The sequence below is a fragment of the Qipengyuania soli genome (assembly GCF_015529805.1).
In the GTDB taxonomy this organism is placed as follows: Bacteria; Pseudomonadota; Alphaproteobacteria; order Sphingomonadales; family Sphingomonadaceae; genus Qipengyuania; species Qipengyuania soli.
Genome location: NZ_CP064654.1, coordinates 1644719 through 1663283 on the forward strand (window position 1 = coordinate 1644719; position 18565 = coordinate 1663283).

The window sequence follows — 18565 nt, forward strand, 5'->3', positions numbered from 1 at the left end:
ATATCGGTGACGGTTTAAAGGCTTCCGCGAAAATTCTTTCACCAATCAATCATTTGATACATCATGCTGCGAGCGCGACGCGGTTTCGTCCGCCCCTTTTTGCCGCATACAGCGCCTCGTCGGCACGGGCGAACAAACTCAGGCTCGTGTCGCCCGGCCCGAGCATGGCCTGCCCCACGCTGACCGTGACATTCGGCAGCGGAGCCATGCTCGTCCCGGCTTCGATCGCCAACCGCAAACGCTCGGCCGCACCCGTCACGGCGAGTTCCGGCGCCCCGGCGAGAATCATCAGGAATTCCTCGCCCCCGATGCGCGCGGCAAGCTGCCCGTCGCGCGCATTCCGAGCCGCAATCCGACCCACTTCGGCGAGCACACGATCGCCGATGGCGTGGCCATGCTCGTCGTTGACCTGTTTGAAATGGTCGATGTCGAAGACGATCAGACCCAATTCCCCCCTACACCGCCGCGCAGTCATTATCGCGCGATCTAACGTCGCCATGGCGGCGCGGCGATTGGCCAAGCCGGTAAGAACATCCGTGTTGGCGAGGAGCTGTGCCTCCTCCTCGCGCGCGACAGCTTCGGCACGTTCGCGTTCCGCGGCCGCGACGCGGAGGTATTCGTCCGTTGCATCCTGGACGACCATGAACACCTGTTCGCGCGCTCCCTCGGCCGAGAAGGAGTTGCTGGCCCTGGCGCGCAGGATTCGCGTTCCACGGCGCGGATTTTCCACCTCGAATTCGACGATAAAGGGCTCGCGATCGGTGCGGTGGGAATAGAAGGTGGTCTCCATCTGCTTCAGTCCGTCGACCAGCAATCCCGCGAGCAGGTCGTCGGTCGGCGGAGTGCCCGGCGGTACGCCAACGATGGTGCAGACTTCCTCGGACCAGCGATGACGCCGGGTGGCGATGTCGACGCTCCAGCGACCGACACCGGCGAGCTGTTCGGCCAGCTGGAGTTGGGTGACCTTTTCCTGAAGTTCCCTGTTCCGACGGTAGAGACGCATCGACAGCGCGAAGTGGCGGAGAAGCATGACACCAATCGGCAGTGCAGTCGCGACCATCAGTAGCGGAAGTTCGTGACGCTGATCGCGGGCGAAAGTCATCGTCGCCGGCAGGACGAAAATTGCCCAGAGGCTGAACAGTCCCGTTATGCAAAGCCAGCGCAAGCGCAATCGAACCTCCGGGGGTTGGGAGGCCCGCATAGACTTCTAGGTCAAAACACGGCTCGCAAGCCGGCCTCGGTAGAATCCCCTAGGCCGCGTCGGCGCGGCGGACAGATTGTTCCTCGTTCAACATCTCGGCGATGAGAAAGGCCAATTCGAGCGACTGCGCCGCATTGAGGCGCGGGTCGCAATGCGTGTGGTAACGGTCCGCGAGGGCTTCGTCGGTAATCGCAACCGCACCGCCCACGCACTCGGTCACGTCCTGGCCGGTCATTTCGACATGGACGCCGCCCGGGTGCGTGCCTTCCGCACGGTGTACGGCGAAGAAACCCTTCACCTCGCTCAGTATGCGGTCGAATGGGCGCGTCTTGTAGCCGCTGTCCGACTTGACGACATTGCCGTGCATAGGGTCGCAGCTCCAGACCACCGGGTGGCCTTCGCGCTTCACTGCGCGCACGAGCCGCGGCAGGCCTTCCTCGACCTTGTCGTGGCCAAAGCGGCTGATCAGCGTGATGCGTCCCGCCTCGCGTGCCGGATTGAGAGTGTCGAGCAGGCGCAGCAGGGCGTCTGTCTCGAGGCTCGGTCCGCACTTCATGCCGAGCGGATTGCCAATGCCGCGGCAGAATTCGATATGCGCACTGCCGTCGAACCGGGTGCGGTCGCCGATCCAGACCATGTGCGCGCTGGTGTCGTACCAGTCGCCGGTCAGGCTGTCGCGACGGGTCAGCGCCTGTTCGTAGGGGAGCAGCAGCGCCTCGTGACTAGTGTAGAAGCTGGTGCCGCGAAGCTGCGGTAGCGTCTCGGGGCTGATCCCGCAGGCTTCCATGAAGTCGAGCGCCTCGCCGATGCGGTCAGCAACGTCGCTGAACTTGTCCGCCCACGGGCTGCGGCCCATGAACTCGAGCGTCCACTGGTGGACCTGCCGCAGGTTCGCGTAGCCGCCGTTGGCAAAGGCGCGGAGCAGGTTCAGCGTGGCGGCGGCCTGCGAATAGGCGCGCACCATGCGCTGCGGATCAGGGATGCGTTGGTCGGCGTCGAAGTCGATGCCGTTGATATTGTCGCCGAGGTAGCTCGGCAGGGTGACATCGCCCTGCGTTTCCGTGGGCGAGCTGCGCGGCTTGGCGAACTGGCCAGCCATGCGCCCGACCTTCACCACCGGCTTCTTGCTGGCGAAGGTCATGACGACCGCCATCTGCAGCAGCACGCGGAAGGTGTCGCGGATGTTGTTCGGGTGGAATTCGGCGAAGCTTTCGGCGCAATCGCCGCCCTGCAGCAGGAACGCCTTGCCTTCCGCCACTTCGGCAAGGTCGGCCTTCAGCGCGCGCGCCTCGCCCGCAAACACGAGCGGCGGGTGCGTTTCGAGCGTCGAGGTGGCGGCATCGAGCGCGCCTGCGTCGGGATATTCGGGCAAGTGCCTTGCCTCGAATTCCTTCCAGCTATCGGGTGCCCAGTTCGTCGCCATTACCAATTCCAGTTGTGGCGCGGGAATTCGCGCCGATTTGCCCGCTCACAGCAGACGAGCAGGCATAATGGAGCAAGCAGCTTTTGCTTGGCCAGCCCAAAAAGCCGATTGCCGTGTTCGGATCAGCGTCCTGCTTCCGCCGGCGTCGCCGTAACCCGTGTCGCCAGCTTCTGACCTTCGGGGATCACGGCAAGGCGCCAGCCAGCCGTCCCGAAATACTTCTGCGCCAGCGCCTGCATCTTTTCGGGCGTGGTCTCGGTGAAATCGACGAGGAGCGAGCGCAGCAGGGCGATGCGCATGGGGTCCTGGGTCGATCCCTCGAGTTGGTAGAGCCAGAAAAGGTTCCCGGTCGAAACGCGGTTGAGGTACTGCAGCAGCGGCTCAGTCACGCGCTGGAGCTCGTCGGTGGCTGGCGGCGTGGTGGCAAGGTCCCGGGCAATCTTGTCGGCTGCCTGGAAAAACGCCGGAACGTCCTCGGGCCGGAGCTGGGCGAAGGCGGTGATGCGGCCACCGCTGTCGACGTCGGTCGGCCACTGGTTGTTCACCACCGGCGCATAGCTGGCGCCCGCCCGTTCACGCATGGCGTCGAGCAGGCGGTTGTTGAACAGCTGGGTGAGGATTTCGAGCTGGCGCGATTCGCGCAGGTTCTCCACCCCGGCCCCGCCTGGCCACGCTATGGCAGCCGCAGCCTGGTTGGCTTCGCCCATGTGATGGAGGACGACCGTTTCGCCCGAATTCGGGAAGGTCGCTTTGTTGGAAAGCACGGCGGCTGGCAGCGCTTCGCGCGGCGGCAGTGCGCCGAACGTCTTGGTCAGCGCCGCAATTGCTTCGTCGCGGTTGAAATCGCCGAAGACCAGTACTTCGACCGGCCCCTGCTTCAACAGCGGCTCCCACATCTTGCGGAAGCCTTCGGGAGTGGCCTTGGCGAGCATCTCCGGATCGGGCGTCTTGTAGCGCGGATCGCCTGCGCGCAGCAGGTATTCGAGGTCGCGATTGATGACGCCGGCCGGAGTGCCAGCATAGCTTTCGTATGCGAGCCTCGCGCCTGCCTGCGCACGCACGATCGGGTTCGCGTCCCAGCGCGGCATGGCGAGCTTGGCGGCGAAGAGATAGAGCTGATCGGCAAGGTCCTGTCCGCGGGTCTGGCCGAGGAAGGTGAAAACCCCATCGCCGATCGCGAAGTCGAAACCCATGCGGCGCCCGGTCGTGATACGGTCGAGCTCTTCCTGCCCGAGTTCACCCACGCCCGCTTCGACCAGCGCCATCTGTCCAAGAGTCGCGTAGGCGGCGTCGTCAGGTCCGATCGAACGCCAGCCACCGCCGAAGCGAACTTTCACGGACACGCGTCCCGGTTCGGCATCGTTGGCCCAGAGGATGGTCCGCACACCGTTGGCGAAATCGACCCGCTCGATGTCGAGCACGCCGAGAGCACCCTGCTGGGTGATCGTGCCCGGTGCACCGATGGCAGGCAGGTCGGCGAACGATATTTCCTGCGCTGCGATCCGCGCGTCCGAAGCCGCCTCGATCGGAGCCTTGAGTGCGTCACGGATTGCAGCCTCGCTTGCCTCGCCGGCTTCGGGCGTGAGGTAAGCGGCGCGGATGACACTCCCCGAGAAGAGCTGCCGCGTATGATCGAGAAGCTGCTGCGGAGTAAGCGTCTTCTTCATCGATTCAAAGACTGTCAGGACCGTCTCCGGCGCGGCAACGGTTTCGCGTATGTCGACTGCATTGACGATGTCGTCGGCAAGCTTCGCACCCGCCATGACGCGACGTTGTTCGACCGAGCTCGCAAAGATCGAGGCAAACTCGGCGACCTCGCGGTCGATCTCTTCCTGCGTCGGCGGATTGATCAACGCGTCGGCAATGACCGCGCGTACATCTGCCAGTGCGGCCTTCCAGTCTCCGGTGAGGGGAGCGAAAGCCACGAAGGTCGCATCGGTGGACCGGCTCACATCGTCCTGCTGGACCTGCGCGAACAGGTAGTCGCCCCCAGCACGCGCACGCGCCTCGAGGCGGCGGTTGATCAGCGCCTGGGCAAGCGTGTCGCGCAGCAGCCCTTCGTTATAGGCGATGGTATCCTGTACCGGACGCCACGGGCGCATGATCGCATAGGTGAAATTGCGCTGCGTGCCGGGCTCCACGATCGCCGCCACTTCGCCAACCGGATTGGCCGGATCTGCACCCTTGGGTGCCTTCGGATCGCCGAAATCGGGTGCGGGGCGCGAGGGACCAGAGCCCTTCCAGTCGCCGAAATACTTTTCGACCTCTGCGGCAAGTTGCATCGGATCGATATCGCCGACTGCAACGATGACCGTGTTTTCCGGTCGATACCACCGCTTGTAGAATGCACTCACTGTCGCGCCGGTCGCAGCATTGAGCGTCTCGTCGGTCCCGATCGGCAGCCGGTCGGCAAGTCGCTGGGCGGCGAACAGGGTCTCGCGGGTCTTTTCCGCCGCGCGCTGCTGAGGCCCACCGCGCTCCCGCTTTTCCGCAAGGACGATGGGCACTTCAGCCTTCACATTCGCGTCGGACAGCACGGGCGCGCGCACCATGCCCGAAAGGATCTTCATGCTCTCCGCCAGCTTCTTCGCATCGATATTGGGCAGGTCGAGCTTGTAGACGGTGTGCGTCGGGCTGGTTTCGGCGTTGGTGTCGCTGCCGAAGGTCGCGCCGAGGCGCTGCCATGTCGGGATCGCCATCGCCGGTCCGAGGTACTGGCTTTCGCGGAACAGCAAGTGTTCGAGCAGGTGGGCAAAGCCGCGTTCGCTATCGTCCTCGTAGAGCGAGCCGGCATCGATGCGCACGCGGATGGAGACCTGGTCGGGCGGCACCCCGTTCTTGCGCACGGCGTAACGAACGCCGTTGGGCAGCTTGCCGAAAATCCACTCCTCGTCGCGCGGGACGTCGCTGCCCTCGTAAATCCACGGCGTCTGCCCTTCCTTGGTCAGGTAGGCCGGAGTTGCCGGCGCAGGGTCCTGCGCATGAATCGCCTGCGGGGCGAGCAGCGCGAGGGGAAGGACGAGCGCGAGACGCCGAACGGCGCGCGTTAGAATAGCCATGACGGGAGTTATAGGGTCCGTTGAAGTGAAGGGACAGTGAACATTGAACAAACGCTTCTTTGCTTGTCCGGTGCCCTGCCCGCTCCTACATCGCAGTCCATGTTCATCGAGACCGAAACGACGCCGAACCCGGCGAGCCTGAAGTTCCTGCCCGGCCAGGAGGTCATGGGCAGCGGAACGCGCGAATTCTCCACTCCGGAAGCGGCCGAAGCCAGTCCGTTGGCGCAGGCCATTTTCGACACCGGCGAAGTCACCAACGTGTTCTTCGGTAGTAATTTCATCTCGGTTACCATCGCTCCGGGCGCCAGCTGGTCGGAAATGAAACCGCAAGTGCTCGCAATCCTGCTCGATCACTACGTCTCCGAAGCCCCGCTTTTCGCCCCCGGCACCGCCGGCGGAATCTCTGTCCCTGCCGACAGCGAAATGCTGGTGGAAGAGCGCGAGGAAGACGCCGACATCGTCGCGCAGATCAATGAACTGCTCGAAACGCGCGTGCGTCCGGCCGTGGCCGGCGACGGCGGCGATATCCAGTATCGCGGTTTCCGTGACGGGATCGTCTACCTGCAGATGCAAGGTGCCTGTTCGGGCTGTCCCTCCTCGACCGCGACGCTCAAGCACGGCATCGAAGGGCTGCTGAAACATTACGTCCCCGAGGTCGTTGAAGTCCGCGCCGCCTGACCTCCCCTTCCCGCCCGAGGACCTTCATGACCACGCAGTACCACGACCATACCCTTCCGGATTCCGCGCTCGACCAGCTATTCCGCGATGCGCGCAGCTACAACGACTGGCTCGACAAGCCGGTAAGCGACCATCAGATCCACGCGATCTACGAGCTGATGAAGATGGCGCCGACCTCGGCCAACATGCAGCCCTCGCGGATCGTGTGGGTCAAGTCCGACGAGGCGAAACAGAAGCTTGCAGACCTCGCCTCGGAAGGAAACAAGGCCAAGATCCTTGCCGCTCCCGTCACGGCGATCATCGGCTACGACATCGATTTCCACGAAGAGCTGCCCTGGCTGTTCCCGCACACCGACGCCAAGAGCTGGTTCGAAGGCGACGAGGAAGGCCGCAAGACCGGTGCTTTCCGCAATTCCTCACTCCAGGGCGCATACCTTATGCTGGCCGCACGCGCGGTCGGCCTCGACTGCGGGCCGATGTCCGGATTCGACAATGCAGCGGTCGACAAGGCCTTCTTCGCCGACGAGCCGCGCCATCGCAGCAACTTCATCTGTTCAATCGGTTATGGTGATCCGGCCAGCATCTTCGATCGCAGCCCGCGGCCCGATTTCGACAAGTTCAACCGCATCGACTGACTTGAAGCGCGCCGTCCACTCGGGCAGGGCCGGGCGATGCGTATTCTCGCGATAGAAACGGCGACAGAAGCCTGTTCGGTAGCGCTGTTCGAGGACGGCCAGCTCCTCGACGCGCGCCACGAAGTGCTCGGTCGCGGCCATGCCGAGCGTCTGGTACCGATGATCGCGGAACTGCCCGGAAAAGGGCGCGCCGACGCGATCCGCGTGTCGCTTGGCCCCGGCAGCTTCACCGGTGTTCGCATCGGCCTCGCAACCGCTCGGGCGCTGGCAATCGCGTGGGGTGCAGAGGTGATGGGCTATCCCACGTTGGCGCTTGTGGCGGCGATGGCGGGTCGCGGTGCCACAGTCTGCATGAACGGAGGTCATGGCGAATTCTTCGTTCAGAACTTCGACAGTCGCGGAGAGGCTATGGACAAAGTCCGCTCGCTGCCCCCGGAAGACGCTGCGAATGCGGTTCTGCAACCCCTCATTGTCGGCAATCGCGCCTCAGCACTAGGCGATTCGACCGGAAACACGTACGAAATTTCTGAAATACTTCCGGACGCACAACATCTATTACGAATTGATCCAGGACAATTTACCCCGCTGCTCAGTCCGCTTTACGGACGGAGCCCAGACGCGAAGCTGCCCGGTTAATGAGCGAAATCGACCAGTTGATGGCTGTCATGGAGACCGCCTTCGATCCGCACTGGCGCGAAGCCTGGACCCGTAGCCAGGTCGAGAGTTCGTTGACGCTGCCCCACACCTATGCCCTCCTGATGGATGAGGAACAGCAACCCCTTGAAGGCGATGCAAAAGCTGCCGGCTTCATCCTCGCCCGGCGGGCACCGGGCGAAGAAGAACTCCTGCTGGTTGGTGTGCGCCCCGAATTTCGCCAAAGGGGTATCGGCAAGGCGTTGATCGAGTGGTTTTTCCGCACTGCGCGCGCCAATGGAGCCGACCAGGTTTTCCTCGAGATGCGCGATAATAATCCTGCAGCGAGTCTTTACTCGTCCTGCGGATTCGAACCCATCGGAAGGCGCCGCGCCTACTACCGGACGGCCGATGGCGAGAGCCTCGATGCCATCACCTTTGGGCGGAAATTGTAACCACGCGACACGAAAGTTGTAGATTTGCGCCAAAAATATCAATGGATATTGGTGTTTACTAAGTCTTGTCGATTTTATACAATCTCATGCAGAAACCGGGGTCGCACCAATAATTCTGTGTGAAGAGGATTAAGACTCGATGGATAATTTCGAGACGGACATGGCGGAGACGCTCATTACGCTCACTTCTGATATCGTCGCGGCCCACGTGAGCAACAACAGCGTCTCGGTAGACGAGGTGCCTGCCCTGATTTCCAATGTCTATTCGGCCCTTGCGGGTCTTGGCGGCAATTCGACTGTCACTGTCGAGACGCCCGACCCCGCCGTTTCGGTTCGTTCTTCAGTGAAGAAAGATCACATTGTCTGTCTCGACTGCGGTAAAAAGATGAAAATGCTCAAGCGACATCTTTCAACCGAGCACAACATGACCCCGGAAGAGTATCGCGCACGCTGGAACCTTTCGTCCGACTATCCGATGGTAGCACCCGACTATGCGGCAACCCGCCGTGACTTGGCGGTGAAGATCGGACTTGGCCGCAAACCCGGCCAGAAGCGCGGTCGCAAGAAAAAGGCCGCATAAGGCCCTTCGGTTCGCCTTGAGGAAGACGCCCCGGCCCGATAAGGGTACGGGGCGTTTTTCATTCGGGAAGCATCATTGCACCAGAAGATCGATCTTGAGCAGTTGTGTGCGGACAGGGGGCTGCGCATCACCGAGCAGCGGCGAGTAATCGCCCGCGTATTGTCCGAAAGCGAAGACCACCCCGACGTCGAGATGCTGCACGAACGCGCGAACAAGATCGATTCCGGCATTTCCATTGCGACCGTCTACCGCACGGTGCGCCTGTTCGAGGAAGCCGGCATCCTCGACCGCCACGATTTCGGGGACGGGCGTGCCCGCTATGAGGCGGCGCCAGAAGCACATCACGACCATCTCATCGACGTGGAGACCGGAAAGGTCATCGAATTCGTCGATCCCGAGATTGAGGCGCTGCAGAAGCAGATCGCCGAAAAACTCGGCTACCGCCTCGTCGACCACCGGCTCGAGCTCTATGGCGTCCGCCTCGACCGCGAAGGCTGAGCGGCGCCTCGCGCGCTACACCGAGAAGCGACTTGCGGCCGCGCGCGGTGAGCCGACCGTGCTATCGCCAATGGGCTGGGTGCGCTTCGGACTGCGCATGTTCGCCATCGTGGCTGTCTTGGTCGTGCTTGTTCCACTTCACTACCTATATCGTGTCTTCGCCTATGGCTCCCCCTTCCCCATGTGGTTCCTGCGTTTTGCGGCGCGCATTGTTGGTGCAAGGGTGCGCACCATCGGGACGCCGCTGCGGCGCGATGTCTTCTTCATCTCCAACCATATCTCATGGATCGACATCCTGGCGCTGGCCGGTGCCAGCGGCACGGCATTTGTCGCCAAGCAGGAGCTTTCCGAAGTACCGGTCATCGGCTGGCTTTGCCGCCTTAACCGGACGGTCTTCGTCAAGCGTGAAAACCGCATGGGCGTCGCCGAGCAGATCAACGCGCTGAAGGAGGCGCTGCAGGACAACTGGTCGGTCACCGTGTTTCCCGAAGGAACGGTGACGGATGGTCATTCCCTATTGCCGTTCAAATCGTCCATGCTGTCGGTCCTCGAACCGCCTCCGCCAGGCGTGATGGTCCAGCCGGTGATGCTCGACTACGGTCCGGTCGCCGAGGAAATAGGCTGGATCGGTGAGGAAAGTGGGGTCAACAATGCAAAGCGGATCATGGCGCGACGAGGAACCTTCCGCTTGACCATCACCTTTCTCGAACCCTTCAGCCCCGAGGATCACCGCGGGCGCAAGGCGATTGCGTCGAAGGCGCGCGAGGAAATCGAAGCGGCACTGGTCGCTACGCTGGGCAAGCCCTTGCGCGATTTCGAGCATGTAGTCGATGCTGTGCGCTATCGCCCCAAGGCAGACGGCACGACCGAAAGCTAGAGACCCGCGCCGACCAGCCAGTCGTGGAATAGCCTCACTGGCCGTTCTTCGAGCGCAGTAGGCTTGCACACAAACCAGTAGCTGTAGGGGCTTTCGACCTCAATGTCGTATACCTGCGCCAGCCGGTTGTCGTGCGCACGGCGAAGGTGGTCGTCGTGCATGATAGCGATGCCGAGACCTTGCGCTGCAGCCTCAAGCATGATCTGGCCGGAGTCGAAATGGTCGATGGCAGCCGGTTCGAGATCCGGCATTTCGAGTTCTGCCTTCCAGGCGGAAAAGCTTTCGGGCAGTTCGTTGTGCACCAGGAAGGTCTGCTTCGCGAGCAGCTCCGCCGTCGGCGCGTCGCCCAGCTTCTCCTTCATCTCGCGACTGCAGATTGCGTGGACCTTGTTGTAGTCAAGCCGAACCGCGTGAAGTCCTCGTTCGGGTCCGCGTGACAGGATTATGGCGGCATCGAGGACATCGCCCACCCGGTCTTCGAGATGCGGACCCGTGTCGATGTCGATGTGCAGGAGAGGATGCCGCGCGCGGAGCTCGCCCAGCCGCGGAAACAGTCGCTGGGTTCCGAACAGGGGCAGCACGCCAAGATGCAGGCGCAGGAGTGAGAGGTTTTCCGACTGGCTCTCCACTGCCCGGGCAAGAGCCTCGAGCTGCGGGTTGACCGCCTCGTAAAAGGCATGTCCGTCATCGGTCAGCTGCATCGACTGGCGGGCGCGGGTGAACAGCTTCTTGCCGACGAAATCTTCAAGGTTGCCGATCCGACGCGAGAGCGCCGAAGGGCTAAGCCCAAGTTCGTCGGCCGCCGCGCGTGCCGAGCCAAGCCGGACAGTGCGGACAAAGGCTTCGAGGGCGCGCAGGGGAGGAAGACGACGGGTTGCCATGCGGCTTGCGGACTATTGCTCGCAAGCGCGCCTGTCGACCCTCAATGTACGATTTTCTGCAAGCGTCGATTACTTGGCGTCGAGCGCCTCTTCCGGCTGGTGGAGACGCAGGCGCGTTACGTGGGTCTCGTCACCGTCGGTGACCTCGATCCGCCAGCCACTCTTGTGTTCAAGGATGGCACCAACTTCCGGCACCTGTTCCGCAAGGACGAAGGCGAGGCCGCCAAGCGTGTCGACCGACTCCTCGACCTCGGCGAGCACCGGGTCGACCTTTTCGGCAACATCGTCGAGCTCTGCGCGGGCGTCGCAATCCCACATGCCCGCCCCGATGGGGACGATCCATTCCTCGGGTGCGTCATCATGCTCGTCCTCGATATCGCCGACGATTTCCTCGACCAGATCCTCGATCGTGATGAGGCCGTCGGTGCCCGAAAATTCGTCGACCACGATGGCAAGGTGGATGCGTTGCTGGCGCATGTCGGCGAGCACGTCGAGCGCGTTGCGCGTCTGCGGCACATACAGCGGCTGGCGCATCAGCACCGTCCAGTCGGCCGGCGGCGTATCGCCCTTCGCCAGGAACGGGAAAATATCCTTGATGTGGACCATGCCGATCACGGAATCGAGCTGGTCGCGATAGACCGGCATGCGCGAATGGCCGTGTTCGGCGAAGGTCGCGACGAGCTCGTCCCAGCTGGCATCGGCGTTCATCGCCACGATCTCGCCGCGCGGTACGGCGACGTCGTCGGCATCATGCTCGGAGAAATGCAGCAGGTTGCGCAGCATCTGGCGTTCGACCTGCGACAGGTCGCCGGTGCCGCTGTTCTGGGGCGCGGCATGGCCGTTCTCGCCCTCGTGCTCGTCGATCGCTTCTTCCAGCTGCGCGCGAAGGGACCGCTCGCCGGCGTCGGGATCGAACAATTTCCGGATTGCGAGCCATAGCCCGCTTCTACTGTCCGCGTCTCCCGCGGGTGATGGCGAATCGGGCATGGCCCTAACAATGCGCTCCAGTCAGTTGCGATCCCCATATGGGTCGGCGATGCCCAGTTTTGCAAGCGCCGCGATTTCCAGGGCCTCCATCGCCTCGGCCTGCTCGTCGGAGTCGACATGATCATGGCCGGCAAGGTGGAGGAGGCCATGCACGATCAGGTGGGAGGCATGTTCGGCGAGCGGAACACCCTTATCGAGTGCTTCATTCGCACATGTCTGATAGGCAAGAGCCAGATCGCCGAGCATTTCGGGCGGCCCTTCTGGAGCGAGACCGAGCAACTCTTCGCGCTCCAGCATGGGGAAGGACAGCACGTTGGTCGGCTTGTCCTTGTCCCGCCATTCGCGGTTGAGTTCGTGAACCTCGGAATCGCTGGTGAAAAGGAGGCTGGCGCTCAGGCGAGGATTGCCCAAGGCGGATTCCACCTCCGCAGCAGCAAGAGCAACCCGCTCCGCCAGTCCAGCCCAATCGGTGCCGGACGGCCAGCCATCTATCTCGATGTCGAGTTCCACTTCAGGACGCGGGTCCCTCGTACGCCTCGACGATCCGGCCCACGATCGGGTGGCGGACGACGTCTGCGGCGGTGAAGCGGATGGTGCCGAAACCCTCTACGCCTTCGAGCTTCTCGACCGCGTCGGCCAGGCCGCTCATGCGGTCGCCGCCGGGAATGTCGACCTGGCGCGGGTCGCCGCAGACGACCATGCGGCTGTTCTGGCCGAAGCGGGTGAGGAACATCTTCATCTGCTCGCGGGTGGTGTTCTGCGCTTCGTCGAGGATGACGAAGGCATCGGCCAGCGTGCGGCCGCGCATGAAGGCGATGGGCGCGATCTCGATCTCGCCGCTGGCCAGCCGCCGCTCGACCTGTTCGGGCGGCATGCAGTCGTAGAGCGCGTCGTAGAGCGGACGCAGGTAGGGATCGACCTTGTCCTTCATGTCGCCGGGGAGGAAGCCGAGCTTCTCGCCAGCTTCCACCGCCGGACGCGAGAGGATCAGGCGCTGGACGCTGCCTGTGATCAACTGCGCCACCGCCTGCGCCACGGCGAGATAGGTCTTGCCGGTACCCGCCGGGCCAAGCGCGAAGATGATGTCGTCGCGCACTAGGCTGCGCATGTAGGTCGCCTGCATGGCGCTGCGCGGCACGATGGTCTTGCGCCGCGTGCGGATCATGATCGGCGGACCCTTGATGTCCGCGTCGACAATGCCGTCGAAGGTCGGTTCATCCGACATGGCGATTACCGCCTCGATCGCGCCGGCATCGAGGTCCTGCCCGATGGCGAGGCGGTCGTACATCGCCTTGAGCACATCACGCGCGCGGGCAACGCTGTCCTCGGGCCCTTCGATGTGCAGCTGGTTGCCGCGGGCGGAGATGAACACGCCGAGCCGGTTTTCCACCTGCACCAGGTTCGCATCGAATTGTCCGAAGAGCGCGCCAAGCAGGCTCTGGTTGTCGAAGCTTATATCGACCTGTGCCCGGCGGATCTCGCGTTGCGGGCTTGGCGATGGTGAGAAGGCGGGTAGCGCCTCCCGGGCAGGTTTGCGGGCCATGGGCTCCTTTCGTTTGCGACTCGGAGTCTAGGCTTCAACGCACCAGAGGCAAGTTGGGTGCCATCACGTGGCAGTGGAAAGTCACCGAGTTGCAACCTTGGAAGCGTCGGAGCATGATTGGCCTGCAAGTCCAAAGGAGCAAACTTGTGCGCTCATACTTCCTACCGCTCGCCGTCATTGCTCTTGCCGCCTGCAGTGGCTCTCCTTCACCCGCGCCTGACGAAAGTGCAACAGAATCGAGCGAGGCCGTATCACCCGCCCCGGCCAATGCCGAAGAGGACATCAAGCATTTCCTGCTTCAGGAATATCCGGATGCGTCCCCGATGCAGTACGCTCTCGCCTGGAGCGACCTGAATGGTGACGGAGCGGACGAGGCGATCGTCTATCTGATAACGCCCTATTTCTGCGGCACGGGCGGTTGCAACACACTCATCCTGACCCCGGCAGGTCCGATGTGGGAGAAGGTCGGCGAAATCAGCGTTTCGCGCACGCCCATCACGGTGATGGACACGAGCAGCAATGGCTGGAAGGACATTACTGTCGCGATTAGTGGTGGAGGCGGCGCTTCCGGCAATGCCCTTCTGAAGTTCGACGGCAAGGCCTACCCGCCAAACCCGACGGTTGCGCCGGCGGAGATGACGGACAAGACGGGCGCCGAGGTCATTGCCGAAGAGCCGGTGATGACCAAGCTGGAAGCCGAGACACCCTCAGACGGTTAGCGCAACCATCTGGCGCAGGGCGCCGGCAAGCGAGTTCGGACCAGCTTCGACCAGCTCCACCTCGACAAGATCGCCGATAGCGAAGTCGCCCTCGAACCACACGCTCTGTAGCCAGGGCGACTTGCCCAGCCACTGGCCCGGATGCTTGCCCTTGCGCTCGACGAGCACCTGGCAGGTCTTGCCCACGCTCGCAGCGTTGAAGGCGTGCTGGTCGCGGTTGAGTGCGGCCTGGAGGCGCTGGAGGCGCTCGTCCATGACCTCCTTGGCGATCTGGCCGTCCATCGTCGCAGCGGGCGTGCCGGGGCGCGGGCTATACTTGAAGCTGAAGGCCTGCGCGTAGCCGACCGCGTCGACGACCTTCAACGTCTCTTCGAACTCGGCATCGGTCTCGCCGGGAAAGCCGACGATGAAGTCTCCCGAAAGCGCAATATCGGGGCGTGCGGTGCGGAAGTGTTCAAGCAGCTTGAGATAGCTTTCGACGGTGTGGCTGCGGTTCATCGCCTTGAGCACACGGTCGCTGCCTGCCTGCACCGGCAGGTGGAGGAAGGGCATGAGCTTGTCGATCTCGCCATGCGCGGCGATCAGCGCGTCGTCCATGTCGGCGGGGTGGCTGGTGGTGTAGCGGATGCGCGCAAGGCCATCGACCTCGGCAAGGTCGCGGATCAGGCCCGCGAGGCCCACGTGCTGCCCCTTGTCATTCTCGCCGCCCCAAGCCGAGACATTCTGTCCGAGCAGGGTGATCTCCTTCGCCCCCGCTTCGACGAGCTTGCGCGCTTCGGTAACCAAGTCGCTGTAGGGGCGCGAGATTTCCGCGCCCCGGGTATAGGGCACCACGCAATAGGTGCAGAACTTGTCGCAGCCTTCCTGCACGGTCAGGAAGGCGGTCGGGCCGATCTTCTTGCGCTCGGGCAGTGCCGCGAATTTGGCGATCGCGGGCATGTCGGTGTCGGTCGCGCGCTCGCCCTGGACCGCCTTGTCGAGCATCTCGGGCAGGCGGTGATAGGCCTGCGGGCCGACGACCATCGAGACCGCAGGCGCGCGCGCCATGATCTCCTCGCCCTCGGCCTGCGCAACACAACCCGCGACCGCAATCAGCGGCTTGGTTCCGTCGGCCTTCTGCAGCCGCCCGATGTCCGAATAGACCTTCTCCGCCGCCTTCTCGCGAATGTGGCAGGTGTTGAGGACGACAAGGTCGGCCTCTTCCCCCTCGGGCGCAGGGGCAATGCCGCGCTCGGCGAGCATCTCGGCCATGCGCTCGCCGTCATAGACGTTCATCTGGCAGCCGAAGCTCTTGACCCTGTAGGTCCTGGGGGTGGTGGTCGGTTTCATGGAAGGGCGCGCTTTAGCCCGTCGGAGCGAGGATTTCAAACACGTGATGCACCGGGGCAGCAGCAACCGACAAGCAGTTGAAAGTCCGACTTGACTCTTAACTCTACATATATAGACAAATGCCGATGCAACGTAACCGCCGCCCCTCCCTTCAGACCCTTCGCGTCCTTGCTGCGCTTGCAGAACGGCCGCGCGACTGGCTGTACGGTCTCGAAATCGCAGAACGCACCGCCCTCAAGTCAGGGTCTCTCTATCCGATCCTGATCCGCTGTGCCGAGCGTGGCCTGCTGGAGTCGCAGTGGCTCGACCCTATCGAACCCGGTCGCCCGCCACGGCACGCCTACCGCATCCTGCCAGCAGGCATTCGCGCGCTGGAAGAGGCAGGAGGATCCAGCGCGCCGACGACAAATCCCATAACCAGCAGCAGGGAGTATTTCGCATGAGTGGACTTAACCCGATCTCGCGCAGCATCCTGCGCCTTGCCGATCGCATCGCTGGCCCGCAGCGCAGCGAGTGGACTGCGGCCATGGCAGCTGAGACCGACGCTGCCGGAAAAGGCGGTACGCTGTGGGCGCTGGGTGCGCTCGCCAGTGCGATCGGTCTCCACTGGCGCGACAATCCGGGGCGGACACTCTTCCTGTTCCTGAGCCCCATCGTGATGATGGTGCTGATCTTCCTCGCCATGTGGCCGATCGCCATGATGCAGCGGTCTATGGAGGTGCCGCCGATCCTGTTCTTCGCCCCTATGGTCGCCGTGCAGATGCTGATCGGATACCTTATCGCCCGTCGTGCGCCGGCAGGTTTTCCTTACGCCGGCCTGTTCTATTTCCTCGTGACAATGGTCGTCGTCCCGGCACTCGTCTTCGCAAACCTCGCGCCGACGAAAGCCAACATTGTTGCGGGCGAGAATGCGAGCTGGTTCGGTCTGACCCCGATAGTCGGGATCATGATCAGCTATGCGATGGTCATCATTGGCGCACTGTTCGGAAATGCGAAGCGCGCCGCCAGCCGTGTCCGCTGACGACGCGCTCCGGATCCTCGTCGCGATTTCTTAGGCGACAGTAGCCTTCACGATCTTGCCCGGCTGGCGCGGAGGCTCGCCCTTGGGGAGCGCGTCGACGTGTTCCATGCCGCTCTCGACCTGGCCCCAGACGGTGTACTGGCGGTCGAGGAAGCGCGCGTCGTCGAAGCAGATGAAGAACTGGCTGTTGGCGCTGTCGGGCACCTGGGTGCGCGCCATCGAGCAGGTGCCGCGCACGTGCGGTTCACCGTTGAACTCGGCCTTGAGGTCGGGCTTGTCGCTGCCGCCCATGCCGGTACCGGTCGGATCGCCGCCCTGCGCCATGAAGCCGGGGATCACGCGGTGGAAGACCACGCCGTCGTAAAAGCCTTCGTTGGCGAGCGTGGTGATGCGCTCGACATGACCCGGTGCAAGGTCGGGACGCAGCTTGATCACCACGTCCTTGTGTTCGCCGTCGCCGGTGTCGAGGGTAAAGGTCAGCGTGTCGGCCATCGGTAGTATCTCCTGTGGGTTGTTGCGCGCCTACATAGGGATTGTGCACGGCGTGTCACCCTCTGCTTGCAATCCCTCCCCGTCTGCCTAGACCGCATCGCATGTCCGACGAGACCCGCCTCGAAGACGAAGATGTGATGCTGGCAGACGCGCCGGCTGAAGAGGCGCGCCCGGACGACCGCATCGACGACGAGCGGATGGACGAAGAGAACACGCTCAAGCCCGAGTTCGTCCGCGCGGTCGAGGATGCGCTGGAGGAAGGTGACGAGCAGGCGGTCTACGATCTCGTCGAACCGCTCCACCCGGCCGACATCGCCGACCTTTTCGAACTCGTCACCAAGGACGACCGCGCACCGCTTGCGGCAGCGATCACCGACCTGATGAGCGGCGACGTGATCGCCGAACTCAACGATTACGTCCGCGAGGACATGATGGAGGCGCTGCCCGCTGAAGCGGTGGCGCAGATTGCCGAGCAGCTCGACACCGACGACGCCGTCCAGCTGATCGAGGACCTCGACGAGGAAGACCAGCAGGCGGTCCTCGCCGAACTCGATGCCGAAGACCGCATCGCCATCCAGTCGGCCCTCGCCTACCCCGAGGAGACCGCAGGCCGCCTGATGAGCCGCGAGTTCGTCGCCGTGCCAGAGGCGATGACGGTGGGCGACCTCATCGATTTCCTGCGCGACGGGCGCGACCTTCCGGCCGAGTTCCTCGAGGTCTTCGTCGTCGACGAGCGTCACCACCCGGTCGGCACCTGCCAGCTTTCGTGGATCCTTCGCACTCCGCGCTCGATCCCTCTGGGCGACGTGATGAAGCGCGACCAGACCCTGATCCCGGCGATGCTCGACCAGGAAGAAGTGGCGCTGATGTTCCAGAAGTATGCGCTCATCAGCGCAGCCGTGGTGGACGACAGTGGGCGTCTGGTAGGCCAGATGACGGTCGACGACGTCGTGCACATCATCTCCGAAGAAGCGGGCGAAGACGCCCTGCTCATGTCGGGTGCCGGCGAAGGCGACATCAACGAACCGATCCGCGAGGCATACTCCAGCCGCGTGCGCTGGCTTGTCGCCAATCTTGGCACGGCGCTGGTCGCCTCGCTGATCATCGCCGCCTTCGGAGCCGCGATCGAGAAGCTGGTTGCCCTGGCCGTGCTCATGCCGATCGTCGCCAGCATCGGCGGCAATGCCGGCACGCAGACCATGGCAGTGACCGTCCGCGCCATCGCCACCAACCAGCTGACCCGGTCGAACACCCGCCGCATCCTCTGGCGCGAGATGCGCGTCGCGCTGCTCAACGGCGTGACCGTGGCGCTGCTGGTCGGCGTGGCGACGGCGCTGATCTTCACGCCCCAGCTCGGCGCGGTCATCGCGCTCGCCATGACCATCAATGTCGTGATCGCGGGTTCGGCCGGCGTGCTGGTGCCGGTAGCCTTCGACCGGCTCGACCAGGACCCGGCTGTGGCCAGCAGCGTGTTCGTGACGATGATCACCGATTCGATGGGCTTCTTCGCCTTCCTCGGCCTTGCCGTTGCCAGCGGGATCGTCGCCTGAGTTC

At 63.4% G+C, this 18565-nt stretch carries 20 protein-coding genes; 11 read left to right on the forward strand and 9 right to left on the reverse strand.

Translation table 11 applies throughout. The annotated features are described in order from the left end of the window. Positions 1-61 precede the first annotated feature (61 nt). From IRL76_RS08225 to IRL76_RS08235, 3 genes are all read right to left on the reverse strand, one after another. On the reverse strand, positions 62-1102 hold the full coding sequence (locus tag IRL76_RS08225; RefSeq protein WP_200980899.1) for a GGDEF domain-containing protein: 1041 nt from the start codon (positions 1100-1102) through the stop codon (positions 62-64). A 148-nt stretch (positions 1103-1250) separates the two neighbouring features. Beyond that, positions 1251-2624: a class II 3-deoxy-7-phosphoheptulonate synthase gene (locus tag IRL76_RS08230; protein ID WP_200980900.1), complete on the reverse strand. Its 1374-nt coding sequence runs from the start codon at positions 2622-2624 to the stop codon at positions 1251-1253. Positions 2625-2746: 122 nt separating this feature from the next. Then, positions 2747-5683, reverse strand: a complete 2937-nt coding sequence (locus tag IRL76_RS08235) for a M16 family metallopeptidase (RefSeq protein ID WP_200980901.1) — start codon at positions 5681-5683, stop codon at positions 2747-2749. A 99-nt stretch (positions 5684-5782) separates the two neighbouring features. Between IRL76_RS08235 and IRL76_RS08240 the strand changes: the two genes are divergently transcribed. The 7 genes from IRL76_RS08240 to IRL76_RS08270 all read left to right on the forward strand — a co-directional run bounded on the left by IRL76_RS08240 (position 5783) and on the right by IRL76_RS08270 (position 10039). Continuing rightward, positions 5783-6361 carry a NifU family protein gene (locus tag IRL76_RS08240; RefSeq protein ID WP_200980902.1) on the forward strand — a complete coding sequence of 193 codons (579 nt, stop codon included), beginning with the start codon at positions 5783-5785 and terminating at the stop codon, positions 6359-6361. Between the two features lie 26 nt (positions 6362-6387). Next, a complete protein-coding gene (locus tag IRL76_RS08245; protein WP_200980903.1) occupies positions 6388-6996 on the forward strand; it encodes a malonic semialdehyde reductase in 609 nt (202 codons plus the stop codon). A gap of 36 nt (positions 6997-7032) precedes the next feature. Continuing rightward, positions 7033-7632, forward strand: coding sequence for a tRNA (adenosine(37)-N6)-threonylcarbamoyltransferase complex dimerization subunit type 1 TsaB (gene tsaB, locus IRL76_RS08250; RefSeq protein ID WP_200980904.1), 600 nt, complete (start codon positions 7033-7035; stop codon positions 7630-7632). Next, positions 7632-8084 (forward strand): GNAT family N-acetyltransferase, encoded by a 453-nt coding sequence (locus IRL76_RS08255; protein ID WP_246449611.1) that lies wholly within the window; start codon positions 7632-7634, stop codon positions 8082-8084. Before tsaB ends, IRL76_RS08255 begins: the two co-directional genes overlap by 1 nt. Before the next feature lie 139 nt (positions 8085-8223). After that, positions 8224-8664, forward strand: a complete 441-nt coding sequence (locus IRL76_RS08260; RefSeq protein ID WP_200980905.1) for a Ros/MucR family transcriptional regulator — start codon at positions 8224-8226, stop codon at positions 8662-8664. Between the two features lie 75 nt (positions 8665-8739). Then, complete coding sequence (locus IRL76_RS08265; RefSeq protein ID WP_200980906.1) at positions 8740-9162, forward strand: Fur family transcriptional regulator; 423 nt, start codon at positions 8740-8742, stop codon at positions 9160-9162. Then, on the forward strand, positions 9134-10039 hold the full coding sequence (locus tag IRL76_RS08270) for a lysophospholipid acyltransferase family protein (RefSeq protein WP_200980907.1): 906 nt from the start codon (positions 9134-9136) through the stop codon (positions 10037-10039). Before IRL76_RS08265 ends, IRL76_RS08270 begins: the two co-directional genes overlap by 29 nt. Here IRL76_RS08270 and IRL76_RS08275 read toward each other — a convergent pair. From IRL76_RS08275 to IRL76_RS08290, 4 genes are all read right to left on the reverse strand, one after another. Next, positions 10036-10920: a LysR substrate-binding domain-containing protein gene (locus IRL76_RS08275; RefSeq protein WP_200980908.1), complete on the reverse strand. Its 885-nt coding sequence runs from the start codon at positions 10918-10920 to the stop codon at positions 10036-10038. The genes IRL76_RS08270 and IRL76_RS08275 overlap by 4 nt on opposite strands. Positions 10921-10989: 69 nt before the next feature. Continuing rightward, on the reverse strand, positions 10990-11907 hold the full coding sequence (locus tag IRL76_RS08280; RefSeq protein ID WP_200980909.1) for a hemolysin family protein: 918 nt from the start codon (positions 11905-11907) through the stop codon (positions 10990-10992). 21 nt (positions 11908-11928) lie between these two features. After that, a complete protein-coding gene (gene ybeY / locus IRL76_RS08285; RefSeq protein WP_200980910.1) occupies positions 11929-12417 on the reverse strand; it encodes an rRNA maturation RNase YbeY in 489 nt (162 codons plus the stop codon). Between the two features lies 1 nt (position 12418). Continuing rightward, complete coding sequence (locus IRL76_RS08290; RefSeq protein ID WP_246449613.1) at positions 12419-13450, reverse strand: PhoH family protein; 1032 nt, start codon at positions 13448-13450, stop codon at positions 12419-12421. Between the two features lie 146 nt (positions 13451-13596). Here IRL76_RS08290 and IRL76_RS08295 point away from each other — a divergent pair, with 146 nt between their 5' ends. Continuing rightward, on the forward strand, positions 13597-14169 hold the full coding sequence (locus tag IRL76_RS08295; protein WP_200980911.1) for a hypothetical protein: 573 nt from the start codon (positions 13597-13599) through the stop codon (positions 14167-14169). Here the strand turns inward: IRL76_RS08295 and miaB are convergent. Beyond that, positions 14158-15498, reverse strand: a complete 1341-nt coding sequence (gene miaB / locus IRL76_RS08300) for a tRNA (N6-isopentenyl adenosine(37)-C2)-methylthiotransferase MiaB (protein ID WP_200980912.1) — start codon at positions 15496-15498, stop codon at positions 14158-14160. The genes IRL76_RS08295 and miaB overlap by 12 nt on opposite strands. Before the next feature lie 125 nt (positions 15499-15623). Between miaB and IRL76_RS08305 the strand changes: the two genes are divergently transcribed. Both IRL76_RS08305 and IRL76_RS08310 read left to right on the forward strand, forming a co-directional pair. Beyond that, on the forward strand, positions 15624-15941 hold the full coding sequence (locus IRL76_RS08305; protein WP_200980913.1) for a PadR family transcriptional regulator: 318 nt from the start codon (positions 15624-15626) through the stop codon (positions 15939-15941). Further along, positions 15938-16519, forward strand: coding sequence for a hypothetical protein (locus tag IRL76_RS08310; protein ID WP_200980914.1), 582 nt, complete (start codon positions 15938-15940; stop codon positions 16517-16519). The genes IRL76_RS08305 and IRL76_RS08310 overlap by 4 nt, the downstream gene beginning before the upstream one ends. A gap of 30 nt (positions 16520-16549) precedes the next feature. On the opposite strand, the gene IRL76_RS08315 is transcribed toward IRL76_RS08310, so the two are convergent. After that, positions 16550-17011, reverse strand: coding sequence for a peptidylprolyl isomerase (locus IRL76_RS08315; RefSeq protein WP_200980915.1), 462 nt, complete (start codon positions 17009-17011; stop codon positions 16550-16552). A 101-nt stretch (positions 17012-17112) separates the two neighbouring features. Between IRL76_RS08315 and mgtE the strand changes: the two genes are divergently transcribed. Continuing rightward, the gene (mgtE, locus tag IRL76_RS08320; RefSeq protein WP_200980916.1) at positions 17113-18561 is read left to right on the forward strand and encodes a magnesium transporter; all 1449 of its coding nucleotides are present in this window, start codon (positions 17113-17115) and stop codon (positions 18559-18561) included. The last annotated feature ends 4 nt before the right edge of the window (positions 18562-18565 follow it).

Bases quoted from the DNA above. Each gene is read 5' to 3' on its own strand.
- IRL76_RS08225 (WP_200980899.1), bottom strand. From the start codon at position 1,102: ATGACTTTCGCCCGCGATCAGCGTCACGAACTTCCGCTACTGATGGTC.
- IRL76_RS08230 (WP_200980900.1), bottom strand. From the start codon at position 2,624: ATGGCGACGAACTGGGCACCCGATAGCTGGAAGGAATTCGAGGCAAGG.
- IRL76_RS08235 (WP_200980901.1), bottom strand. From the start codon at position 5,683: ATGGCTATTCTAACGCGCGCCGTTCGGCGTCTCGCGCTCGTCCTTCCC.
- IRL76_RS08240 (WP_200980902.1), top strand. From the start codon at position 5,783: ATGTTCATCGAGACCGAAACGACGCCGAACCCGGCGAGCCTGAAGTTC.
- IRL76_RS08245 (WP_200980903.1), top strand. From the start codon at position 6,388: ATGACCACGCAGTACCACGACCATACCCTTCCGGATTCCGCGCTCGAC.
- tsaB (WP_200980904.1), top strand. From the start codon at position 7,033: ATGCGTATTCTCGCGATAGAAACGGCGACAGAAGCCTGTTCGGTAGCG.
- IRL76_RS08255 (WP_246449611.1), top strand. From the start codon at position 7,632: ATGAGCGAAATCGACCAGTTGATGGCTGTCATGGAGACCGCCTTCGAT.
- IRL76_RS08260 (WP_200980905.1), top strand. From the start codon at position 8,224: ATGGATAATTTCGAGACGGACATGGCGGAGACGCTCATTACGCTCACT.
- IRL76_RS08270 (WP_200980907.1), top strand. From the start codon at position 9,134: ATGGCGTCCGCCTCGACCGCGAAGGCTGAGCGGCGCCTCGCGCGCTAC.
- IRL76_RS08275 (WP_200980908.1), bottom strand. From the start codon at position 10,920: ATGGCAACCCGTCGTCTTCCTCCCCTGCGCGCCCTCGAAGCCTTTGTC.
- IRL76_RS08280 (WP_200980909.1), bottom strand. From the start codon at position 11,907: ATGCCCGATTCGCCATCACCCGCGGGAGACGCGGACAGTAGAAGCGGG.
- IRL76_RS08290 (WP_246449613.1), bottom strand. From the start codon at position 13,450: ATGGCCCGCAAACCTGCCCGGGAGGCGCTACCCGCCTTCTCACCATCG.
- miaB (WP_200980912.1), bottom strand. From the start codon at position 15,498: ATGAAACCGACCACCACCCCCAGGACCTACAGGGTCAAGAGCTTCGGC.
- IRL76_RS08305 (WP_200980913.1), top strand. From the start codon at position 15,624: ATGCAACGTAACCGCCGCCCCTCCCTTCAGACCCTTCGCGTCCTTGCT.
- IRL76_RS08310 (WP_200980914.1), top strand. From the start codon at position 15,938: ATGAGTGGACTTAACCCGATCTCGCGCAGCATCCTGCGCCTTGCCGAT.
- IRL76_RS08315 (WP_200980915.1), bottom strand. From the start codon at position 17,011: ATGGCCGACACGCTGACCTTTACCCTCGACACCGGCGACGGCGAACAC.
- mgtE (WP_200980916.1), top strand. From the start codon at position 17,113: ATGTCCGACGAGACCCGCCTCGAAGACGAAGATGTGATGCTGGCAGAC.